The organism is Ornithinibacter sp. (assembly GCF_035443565.1).
Lineage (GTDB): Bacteria > Actinomycetota > Actinomycetes > Actinomycetales > Dermatophilaceae > Fodinibacter.
In genome coordinates this window covers 1-9,640 of record NZ_DAORSO010000047.1, presented here as the reverse complement: position 1 = coordinate 9,640, position 9,640 = coordinate 1, and the positions used below count along the sequence as shown (strand labels likewise).

The 9,640-nt window shown below is 72.9% G+C and carries 8 protein-coding genes; 4 read left to right on the top strand and 4 right to left on the bottom strand.

Going from position 1 to position 9,640, the window contains the following annotated elements; translation table 11 throughout:
- The 3 genes from PLL68_RS07230 to PLL68_RS07220 all read right to left on the bottom strand — a co-directional run.
- Nucleotides 1-899: DMT family transporter (locus PLL68_RS07230; protein ID WP_324533032.1), on the bottom strand; the 899-nt coding region annotated here is incomplete at its 3' end.
- Nucleotides 896-1,894 carry a uroporphyrinogen decarboxylase/cobalamine-independent methonine synthase family protein gene (locus tag PLL68_RS07225; RefSeq protein ID WP_324533030.1) on the bottom strand — a complete coding sequence of 333 codons (999 nt, stop codon included), beginning with the start codon at nucleotides 1,892-1,894 and terminating at the stop codon, nucleotides 896-898. The genes PLL68_RS07225 and PLL68_RS07230, both read right to left, overlap by 4 nt.
- Nucleotides 1,891-2,814, bottom strand: coding sequence for a DUF1272 domain-containing protein (locus PLL68_RS07220; RefSeq protein WP_324533028.1), 924 nt, complete (start codon nucleotides 2,812-2,814; stop codon nucleotides 1,891-1,893). Before PLL68_RS07220 ends, PLL68_RS07225 begins: the two co-directional genes overlap by 4 nt.
- Nucleotides 2,815-2,931: 117 nt before the next feature.
- Here PLL68_RS07220 and pdxR point away from each other — a divergent pair, with 117 nt between their 5' ends.
- From pdxR to PLL68_RS07200, 4 genes are all read left to right on the top strand, one after another.
- Nucleotides 2,932-4,365 (top strand): MocR-like pyridoxine biosynthesis transcription factor PdxR, encoded by a 1,434-nt coding sequence (gene pdxR, locus PLL68_RS07215; RefSeq protein WP_324533026.1) that lies wholly within the window; start codon nucleotides 2,932-2,934, stop codon nucleotides 4,363-4,365.
- A gap of 148 nt (nucleotides 4,366-4,513) precedes the next feature.
- A complete protein-coding gene (locus tag PLL68_RS07210; RefSeq protein WP_324533025.1) occupies nucleotides 4,514-5,605 on the top strand; it encodes an SDR family oxidoreductase in 1,092 nt (363 codons plus the stop codon).
- A gap of 22 nt (nucleotides 5,606-5,627) precedes the next feature.
- Nucleotides 5,628-7,769: a DUF8754 domain-containing protein gene (locus PLL68_RS07205; RefSeq protein ID WP_324533023.1), complete on the top strand. Its 2,142-nt coding sequence runs from the start codon at nucleotides 5,628-5,630 to the stop codon at nucleotides 7,767-7,769.
- Nucleotides 7,770-7,798: 29 nt separating this feature from the next.
- Nucleotides 7,799-8,572 carry a DUF5995 family protein gene (locus PLL68_RS07200; RefSeq protein WP_324533021.1) on the top strand — a complete coding sequence of 258 codons (774 nt, stop codon included), beginning with the start codon at nucleotides 7,799-7,801 and terminating at the stop codon, nucleotides 8,570-8,572.
- A 7-nt stretch (nucleotides 8,573-8,579) separates the two neighbouring features.
- Here PLL68_RS07200 and PLL68_RS07195 read toward each other — a convergent pair whose 3' ends face one another.
- Nucleotides 8,580-9,554: a pirin family protein gene (locus PLL68_RS07195; RefSeq protein ID WP_324533019.1), complete on the bottom strand. Its 975-nt coding sequence runs from the start codon at nucleotides 9,552-9,554 to the stop codon at nucleotides 8,580-8,582.
- Between the last annotated feature and the right edge of the window lie 86 nt (nucleotides 9,555-9,640).

The window sequence follows — 9,640 nt, the reverse complement described above, 5'->3', positions numbered from 1 at the left end:
GCGCCGAGCACGATCACGAAGCCGACGATCTGCCAGGGCCCGAGGCGCTCCCCGAGCACGAGCACACCGAGCAGCACCGACACCACGGGGATGAGGTAGGTGATGGTGGAGCCGATGACCGGCCCCGCTCCGCGGACGACGTCGAACTGGAGCATGTAGGCGAACCCGGTGCCGACGACGCCGAGCACGAGCACGCACAGCAGCGGTAGCCAGGGCAGGTCGCCGACCCCCGCGGCGTCGTAGGCCCAGATCGCCGCCAGGCCCTCGGGCTGCAGCAGCGCCCACGTGACGACGAACGGCACCATGAGCACGAGCGCGCTCGTCAACGTGGCCGCCGGCTGCGAGAGCCCGCCGAGGTCGACCCCACTGAGGAACTTCCGGTTGTACGTCCACCCGATGCCGTAGCTCGCGCCACCGATGAGGGCCATCGAGAACCCGACGAGGTCGGGCCGGTCGGTGGCCGTCCACGGCTGCATGATCGTGATGACTCCGAGGAAGCCGACCCCGACGGCGACCAGCCGGCGCCCGGTGGCACGCTCCCCCGGCAGGATCGCCATGGTGGCGAGCACCGTCGCGATGGGGGTCGCCGCGTTGCCGATCCCCGCCAGCGCCGAGCTGATCCGCGTCTCGGAGAGGGCGAAGAGCGTGAACGGCAGGGCCCCGAGGAAGAACCCGCACACGAGCAGGTGGCCCCACACGCGAGCCCCCGTCGGCAGCCGGCCCCCGCGCGCGAAGAGCAGGCCGAGCAGCACCACCGCCCCGGACAGGATCCGCAGCGCGGAGATCTGCACGGCCGTCAGGGCCTCGAGACCGACCTTCATGAGCAGGAAGCTCGACCCCCAGATGAGGACGAGCGCCAGGTACTTGACCTGCCAGGGAACACGCGGCTGCGTCGTCACGCCGGAACCTCCTCGCTGAGTCGGCGCGCCGTGTCGAGCGCCGTGCGCACAACGGCCCGGGCCCCCTGTTGTGTGAGCCCGGCCAGTCCGCACGCCGGTGAGACCACGAGCCCCGTGAGCGAACTGGCCGCCAGCCCGGCCCGCTCGAAGCCCTCGAGGACCAGCGCCCGTGCACCCTGGTCGGTGCCCGAGCCGTCGGTCGGCAGGCACCCGGCATACAGCCCGGTGCCGGCCTCGAGCGTCGCGGCGATCGACTCCCAGCGCGCCGGGGTGGCGGACGTGACGTCGATGGCCAGCGCCCCTGCACCGGTGGCGCGCAGCAGCGGCAGCGGTGCCGAGGGGTGGCAGCAGTGCACGACCGTCTCACCGTCGTGGGCGGCAAGCACCTGCTCGAGGCGGCGCATGACGTCGTGCGGCTCGACCGCCCGCACCCGCCCGTACCCCGATGACGTGGGCAGCGATCCCTCGAGCACGGCAGGCAAGGACGGCTCGTCGACCTGGAGGACGACGTCGGCACCGGGCACGAGGCGACGCACGTCGGCGACGTAGTTCTGGATGCCGTCGCTCAGCGACGCGGTCACGTCACCCACCGCCCCGGCATCCGAGATCACCCGCTCGCCACGGTTGAGCCGCAGCGACGCCACGAGGGTCCACGGCCCGGCGACCTGGACCTTGAGCGGGCCGACGTAGCCGTCGTAGGCCTCGGCCAGTTCGTCGAGGTCCTCGCGGTGCAGGGCTGCGGTGCGCCCGGAGTCGCGACCCGGGCGGTCGACCAGTCGCCAGCCACTGGGTTGCAGGTCGACCGGCAGGTCGACGAGCAGGCCGGCGGCCCGCCCGATGATGTCGGCACCGGGACCGCGGGCCGGGGTCTCGGGCAGGTGCGGCAGCCCGTCGCCGTCACCGGTGAGCAGCAGGTCGCGCACGGTGCGCACGGCCTCACGCACCGACGCGCCGGGCCACGAGCCGATGCCGGTGGCCCGCACCGGCGCGGTCATCGGCCCACCCGCTCGACGAAGGCCGAGACGGATGCCGGGACCGGGGTCGCGGCCTCCACCGACCACGGGGCGGGTTCGGGGTCACCGGCGACGACGCGCAACGGGACCACGCCCGACCACGCGTCGGTCTCCTCGTCAGGGACGGACGCACCGCCCGAGCGGGCCTTGAGCACCCACTGGCCGACGGTGATGGGCAGCTCCATCGCCAGGGTGGCCGCGACCTCCTTGGGCAGCATCGGCCGAACCTCGGCGGTCCGGCCGGGGATGAGCCGTTCGGAGATGCGGTCCAGGGAGGTCTCGCGGTCCTCACCCGTGAGCGGGGTCAGCACGCCGTGGATGACCGCAGAGCGGTAGTTGGCCGAGGAGTCGAAGGTGGTGTGCGCGACGACGAGACCGTCGACGACCATGACGCTGAAGACCGCCGGGGCCCCGGCCGCGACGTGCCGCAGGGCGCCTGCGCCCGTCGACCCGTGAAGGAGCACCCGGTCACCGTCGCGGGCGAAGAGCATGGGCACGACCCAGGGTCGACCGTCGACGACGGTGGAGAGCGTGCCGGTGAGCACCTCGTCGAGGAGGGCGTCGAGGTCGGCGCGTTCCGAGCGTGCCCGGTCGGTGAGACGGCGCAACCGCTGCCGCGAGGCACCGGCAGCCACGCTCCCGCGCCCGGCATACCCCCGGCCGGGGCACTCGCCGGCGGACACCACGCGCGTCGTGGATGCCGGGTGGCGCAGCAGGGCGTCGCCGACCCTCGTCGGGCGCGGCATCAGGGCACCGCCGCAGTTCGGGCAGGCGCGCTCGAGGTGCTCAGCACACCCCGAGCAGAACGTGCACTCGAACGAGCACACGACGGCACCGACCTCACCCGCAGGCAGGTCGATGTCGCAGCACTCGCACCCGGGTCGCATCTGGAGCCAACTCACTGCCTCATCCTCTCTCGGCACCCCGACAGGGGCACCGGCGCACCATCTCATCAAGGCAAAGTGGCCCACGCCGAGATCCAGTAGGCAGTGAAATCACAGGACCACTATGGTTCAGGGATGCCGCGCACCCCCCGACCGGTCGAGCTCGCGCTCACCGTGCCCGCGGGCGCCGCTCCGCTGCGCCACCGGATCGCTGACGCGGTGGTCGGCGAACTGCGCTCCGGGCGGCTCCGCCCCGGTGACCCCCTGCCCTCGACCCGAGTCCTCGCAGCCGACCTCGGCCTCTCGCGCGGCCCCGTCGTCGCGGCCTACGACGAGCTGGCGGCCGCCGGATTCGTGCTCAGTCGAGCCGGCTCGGGTGCGGTGGTCGCCCCGGGCGCCGACCGGGCCGCCGCAGCCGGGGCGCTCAGCCACGTGCCCACCGCGGGCGGCGAGGCGGTCGGCATCCGATCGGTCGCGACCGCCCCACCCCGTTGGGACCTGCGCCCTGGACGCCCGGACACCACGTTGCTCGATGCCGCCGCGTGGCGTCGCGCCTGGCGAGCCGCGGGCACCGCCGTGCCCGGCAACGACGCCGGCGCGGGGCCGAGCCACGAAGGACTGCGCCGGGTGCTCGCCGACCACCTGCGGCGCAGCCGTGGCGTCGCGGTGGCCCCCGACGACCTGCTCGTCGTGCCCGGCGTCGGGGCGTCGCTGCGGGCGCTGCCCGTGGCACTGGGCCTCGTCGGGTCCACCGTCGCCCTCGAGGACCCGGGCTACGTCGAGGCCTGGACCGCGTTCGAGGCCGAGGGCGCCCGCGTCGCGGCGGTGTCGGTCGACGGCGACGGCCTCGACCCGGCCCACCTGCCGCGCAGCGCCCGGGCCGTCTACGTGACCCCGTCGCACCAGTACCCCCTCGGTGCTCGGATGCCAGTCACCCGACGAGCGCTGCTGCTGGACTGGGCACGGCGCACCGACTCCCTCGTGCTCGAGGACGACTACGACGGGGAGTTCCGCTACGACGTCTCACCCCTTCCCGCGCTGCGGTCGATGCCGGGCGCCGCGGACCACGTCGTCTACATCGGCACGGCGTCAAAACTCATCGCGCCGTCACTGCGGGTCGCATGGATCGCAGCACCGCGTCGGCTGCGCGAACGGTTGCGCGTCGAGCTGGAGAGCCGGGGGCTGGTCGTCAACGAGGCCACCGGGCTGGCGCTGGCCGAGTTCATCGCCTCCGGGTCGCTCGCCACCCACCACGCCCGGGTGACCCGCACCTATGCCGCGCGGCGAGCGGCACTGGTGGCGGCGGCATCCGACCATCTTCCGTTCGTGGTGCTGGACGGGGTCGAGGCCGGCCTGCACGTCGTGCTGCGCCTGCCCGACGACGTCGACGACCTCGACGTCGTCACCCGGCTCGAGCAGGTCGGCGTCGCGGTCAGCCCGCTGTCGGCCTACGCGGTGGCGAACCCCGTGCGGGGCCTGGTGCTCTGCTACGCAGGGCTGCCCGAGACGCAGGCCGACGCCGCGGTCCGCGCCCTGGCGGGCGCGATCGGCCCGGACGTGCTGACCTGAGGCGTCGCCTCGGGCTGCCGAGTGTGTTCTCGGACGCCCTCTGCTCCTCCGGCGGCCCGGGATCCGTAGGGTGGGAGGTGGCGAAGCCGGTGACGTGACCGGGACCCACTCGGGGCAGCCGGCAGCGCCTTCGGAAGAGGCGAATGACGTGGGCCAGTTGCTCATGACCGGGTTCCCGGGCTTTCTCGGCTCGGCGCTCCTCCCCCGCCTGCTGGCCCGCCGGCCCGGCACCGACGCGGTGTGCCTGGTGCAGCGCCAGCACGGCGCGCTCGCCCGCTCCCGGGTCAAGGAGCTCGAGGTCACCGACCCGGGCACCGCGGGACGGGTGCGGCTCGTGGTCGGTGACGTCACGGCATCCGGTCTGGGCCTGTCGGCCGCGGACCGCGCGGGCTTGGACGACGTCGACGAGGTCTGGCACCTCGCGGCCGTCTACGACCTGGCCGTCGCGCCCGAGGTCGCGCGCCGCGTCAACGTCGAGGGCACCCGGCACGTCCTGGAGTTCTGCCGGGGTCTTCGCGACCTGCGGCGCCTCCAGTACGTCAGCACCTGCTACGTCAGCGGTCGCTACGAGGGCTGCTTCGCCGAGGACGACCTCGAGGAGGGGCAGGCCTTCCGCAACCACTACGAACGGACCAAGTACGACGCCGAGGTGCTGGTGCGGGCAGCGATGGCCAGCGGCCTGCCCGCCACCGTCTACCGCCCCGGCATCGTCGTGGGTGACTCGGCGACGGGTGAGACCCAGAAGTACGACGGGCCCTACTTCCTCGCGACCTTCCTGCTGCGCCAGCTCTCGGTGGCCGTCGTCCCCGCCCTCGGGGACGCGGACCGGGTCCGGGTGTGCCTCGTCCCGCGAGACTTCGTCGTCGGGGCCATGGACGAGCTGTCGGTGCTGGAGGAGTCGCGGGGTCGCACCTACGCCCTCGTCGACCCCGACCCCCCGACGGTCCGGGAGGTCGTGACCGCCTTCGCCCGGCACCTCGGGAAGCGGGTCGTGTGGGTGCCGCTGCCGCTCGCGCCCGTCCACGCCCTCGTCGACCACGTGCCGGGAGCGCAGGCCCTGCTGGGGCTGCCCGCCGAGGCGCTGGACTACTTCGCCTCGCCGACGACGTACGACACCACCACCACGACCACCGACCTCGCGGCGTCCGGGCTGACCTGCCCCGCGTTCGAGAGCTACGCCGACACGCTGCTCGACTTCATGGGTGCCCACCCGGAGTTCGACGCGCACGCGATGACCTGAGCCGTTCCCGGAAAGGACGCACATGCCCGCCACGACACCCCGCCGAGCCGCCCACGGAGCAGACGGCCGAGCAGGCCCGGAGCTGCTCGTCGTCGAGGTCAGCCTCGGCTCCTCCTCGCGCGACCACGACCTCAGGGTGCGGTTCCTCGACCGGCGCTACCGCCTGCTGCGGCTGGGCACCGACGGCGACGTGCACACGGCACAGGCGCTCGTGCGGCGCTGGTCCGAGCTCGCCGACCAGGTGGCGGTGAACGGGGGCGCCGAGGCGGCCGCCACCGGGCTGCTCGACCACGACCCCGCCGAGGCGACGGCCCGGCTCGTCGCGTCGGCGGTCGGCGGCACGGCCACCGACGGGCACCGGCTGCGCGAGGTGCTCCAGGAGTGGGCCGTGCGGCGGGTCCAGTACGAGATGCCCGGCTACTTCAGCAACGCCCGCACCGTCGTGCTCGGCAGCGACCACGCGCGCACGGTCCGTGTGCTGCGCGAGTACACCGACAACCTCCACCTCGAGGCGCCGCCGGTGGGCGCCGGGCCGGGGCGCCGGCTCGGGGGCGTCCCGGTGCTCGGCCGGGTCGCGCGCCTCGCGTGGCACCCCGTGGACCGGGTGCGGTCCGCCGTGGGCGACGACTCGCTGACGCCGGGCGAGCTGGTCAACCGCTCATGGCTGCGCCAGCGCCCCCGGGACTGCGACGTCGTCGTCGCGACGTACCACGAGCTGGTGACCTTCGGCTTCCCGGACCTGCACGGCAAGACCGTCATCACCTCGGCGGTCACCGACGCGCAGCTGGCCGACCTCGCGTCCCGGGACGTCGACCTCGTGCTCGACAGCACCCCGCAGCCGTTCGAGAGCACCGTCGACGTCGCCACCCTCGAGGCGATGATGCGTGCGGCCGTTCGGGCCCCGGGCGGCGCCCCCGAACGCCTCAGCGACGACGACCTCCTCGAGATGATCGTCGCGGCCGGCCTTGAGCCGCGGGTCCTGCAGCCCAACGGCCCGCGCCGCAAGAGCAGGTTCGCGTTCGTCATCCACCCGCTGTCGCAGAAGTTCTTCCGCAACGTCGAACCCCTCGGCACGGTCGCGAAGGTCTCCCCGCCGGTCGTCATGGATGCCGTCGAGAAGGGGATGGCGTACCTGCCCCCCTTCGTCTACGGGCACGTCACGGGGGTGAGGTCCCCGACCGGCGCCGAGGCCGAGGGGTGGCTGATCACGGTGGGCGGGACGCCGAAGGAGATCCTCGCCCACGACCCCGAGTTCACCTACGACAAGCTCCTCGAGGCCGCGGAGCTCGCGCGCCGGCTGGGCGCGCAGGTCATGGGTCTTGGGGCCTTCACCAAGGTCGTCGGGGATGCCGGGGTGACGGTGGCGCGCAAGGCGTCCCTCCCGATCACCACCGGGAACAGCTACAGCGCGTCCGGCGCCCTGTGGGCTGCCCACGACGCCGTGGACCGGCTGGGCCTGCTGGAGCGCGACGACGACGGCGTCATCCGGGGGCGGGCCATGGTCGTGGGGGCGACCGGTGCCATCGGCTCGGTCTGCGCCCGGCTGCTCGCGCTGGCCAGCGACGAGCTGTGGCTGGTCTCCCCCGAGACCGCCAAGCTGCTCGCCCTCAAGAAGGACATCGAGCGCGAGCACCCACGCGCGGTCGTGCACGCTGCCGCCACCCCCGGCGACCACCTGCGGCACATGGACGTCATCGTCACGGCGACCTCGGGTGCGGGCAAGCGCGTGCTCGACATCATGGACGTCAAGCCCGGCTGCGTCATCACCGACGTCGCGAGGCCGCTGGACCTGTCCGCCGAGGACGTCGCCCGACGCCCCGACGTCCTCGTCGTGGAGTCGGGCGAGATCGAGCTGCCCGGCGAGGTGCGGATGCGCGACATCGGCCTGCCCACCGGCGTCGTCTACGCCTGCCTGGCCGAGACGGTCGCCCTCGCGCTCGAGGGCCGCTACGAGACCTTCACCGTCGGTCGGGCCATCGAGTGGGAGAAGGTCAAGGAGATCTACCAGCTCGGGCTCCGGCACGGGATGCGCCTTGCGGCGATCTCGGGGGTCAAGGGCGTGTACACCGACGAGGACTTCGCCCGCGTCCGCGAGCTGGCCCTCGCGGCTCGCGGCGAGCTGGCAGCCGCCGGCCCGAAGGGCAGGGGCCGAAAAGCCACCTGAGCGCACCGCGTGCCCCTACGGTTGGACCCATGGGCGACGTGGTGAGCGCCGAACGACGGCTGGAGTCGATGACCCAGGTGTGGACGGCGTCCGGGGACCGTCGGGCCGTGTTCTCCGAGTGCTACCTCGTGATGACGAGACGGGTGCGCGAGCGCGTGCGGAACGGGGCCTTCCACGACGGTGTGTGGGTGACGCGTCTGCTCGACCGGTTCGCCGACTACTACTTCTACGCCGTGGAGGCATACGGCCGGTCGGGCGACTTCACCCTGACCACGGTCACGACCGTCACGACGACCCCGGACGGCGTCGAGGCGACCGTCACCCCGGTGCCCGAACGGACGTGCCCCGAGATCTGGCGCGGCGCCCTCGACGCGTGCTCCGACCCTGGCTGCCACCCGCTCCAGGCGCTGATGCTCGGCATCAACGCCCACATCAACCACGACCTCGCCCTCGCCCTGGTCGACGTGCTCGACGACTGGGGCACCCTCGAGGAGGAGCAGCGCCGCCATCGTCACGAGGACCACGAACTGGTCAACACGATCATCGACGAGACCACTGACGAGGTGCAGCGCGACGTCGTCGCCCAGTGGTCACCTCTGGCCGAGATGCTCGACGCCCTGATGGGCCCGCTCGACGAGTGGGCCTTCGGCACGCTCGCGCAGTCGTGGCGCAGCCAGGTGTGGCTCGATGCGATGGATCTCGTCGCCCTGCCACCCGAGGAGCGCCCGCTCGCGACACAGCGCATCGGCGAGCGCGCCTCGGGGGTGGCGACGGTCATCATGCTCGGCCGCCGCCCCGGCTGAAGGGTGCTCAGCTGAAGCTGTGCCCGGGGTGCGGCTCCGACGGGATGGTGCCGAGCTTGCCCGCCTGGAAGTCCTCGAACGCCTGGACCAGCTCGGCGCGGGTGTTCATGACGAACGGGCCGTAGGCCGCGACGGGCTCGCGGATCGGGCGCCCACCCATGATGTAGAGGTCCAGGCTGGGGCTGCGGCTCTCCTGCTGCTCGTTCGCACCGACCTCGATGACGTCTCCGGCACCGAGCACGACGAGCTGTCCCTGGCGGATCGGGCGACGGTCGGGGCCGACCGTGCCGAGGCCGTTGAGCACGTACACGAGCGCGTTGAACTGGGGGTTCCACGGCAGGCGCAGCTGGCCACCGGCCTCGATGGTGGCGTGCACGATCGAGATCGGGGTGTGGGTGATGCCGGGGCCCTGGTGGCCGTCGACCTCGCCGGCGATGACGCGCACGAGGCCGCCGCCGTCGTGCGTGGAGAGCAGGGCCACCTCGCCGCCGCGGATGTCCTGGTAGCGCGGGTTCGACATCTTCATCGACCCGGGCAGGTTGACCCACAGCTGGAGGCCGTGGAACAGCCCGCCGGACAGCACGAGCGACTCGGGCGGCACCTCGATGTGCAGCAGACCTGAGCCCGCCGTCATCCACTGGGTGTCACCGTTGGTGATCGTGCCACCGCCACCGTGGCTGTCGCGGTGCTCGAAGGTGCCGTCGATGATGTAGGTGACGGTCTCGAAGCCGCGGTGCGGGTGCCAGGCCGTGCCCTTGGGCTCGCCCGGGGCGTACTCGACCTCACCCATCTGGTCCATGTGGATGAACGGGTCGAGCGCCGCCAGGTCGACCCCGGCGAAGGCTCGCCGCACGGGGAACCCTTCGCCCTCGAAGCCGCTCGGCGCGGTCGTGACCGAGCGCACGGGGCGCGTCACGGCATCCGGCGCGGGGTGCGACACGCGGGGCAGCGTGAGGATGTTCTCGACGGTCACGGCTGGCATGGTGATCAGCTCCTTGGCGCTTCTGGGTTCCCCGGTTTCGGGGAGTACTATTCCCAACGCTAGTTGACGTGTCAACTATTCCGCTC

Bases quoted from the DNA above. Each gene is read 5' to 3' on its own strand.
- PLL68_RS07200 (WP_324533021.1), top strand. From the start codon at position 7,799: ATGGGCGACGTGGTGAGCGCCGAACGACGGCTGGAGTCGATGACCCAG.
- PLL68_RS07205 (WP_324533023.1), top strand. From the start codon at position 5,628: ATGCCCGCCACGACACCCCGCCGAGCCGCCCACGGAGCAGACGGCCGA.
- PLL68_RS07225 (WP_324533030.1), bottom strand. From the start codon at position 1,894: ATGACCGCGCCGGTGCGGGCCACCGGCATCGGCTCGTGGCCCGGCGCG.
- pdxR (WP_324533026.1), top strand. From the start codon at position 2,932: ATGCCGCGCACCCCCCGACCGGTCGAGCTCGCGCTCACCGTGCCCGCG.
- PLL68_RS07195 (WP_324533019.1), bottom strand. From the start codon at position 9,554: ATGCCAGCCGTGACCGTCGAGAACATCCTCACGCTGCCCCGCGTGTCG.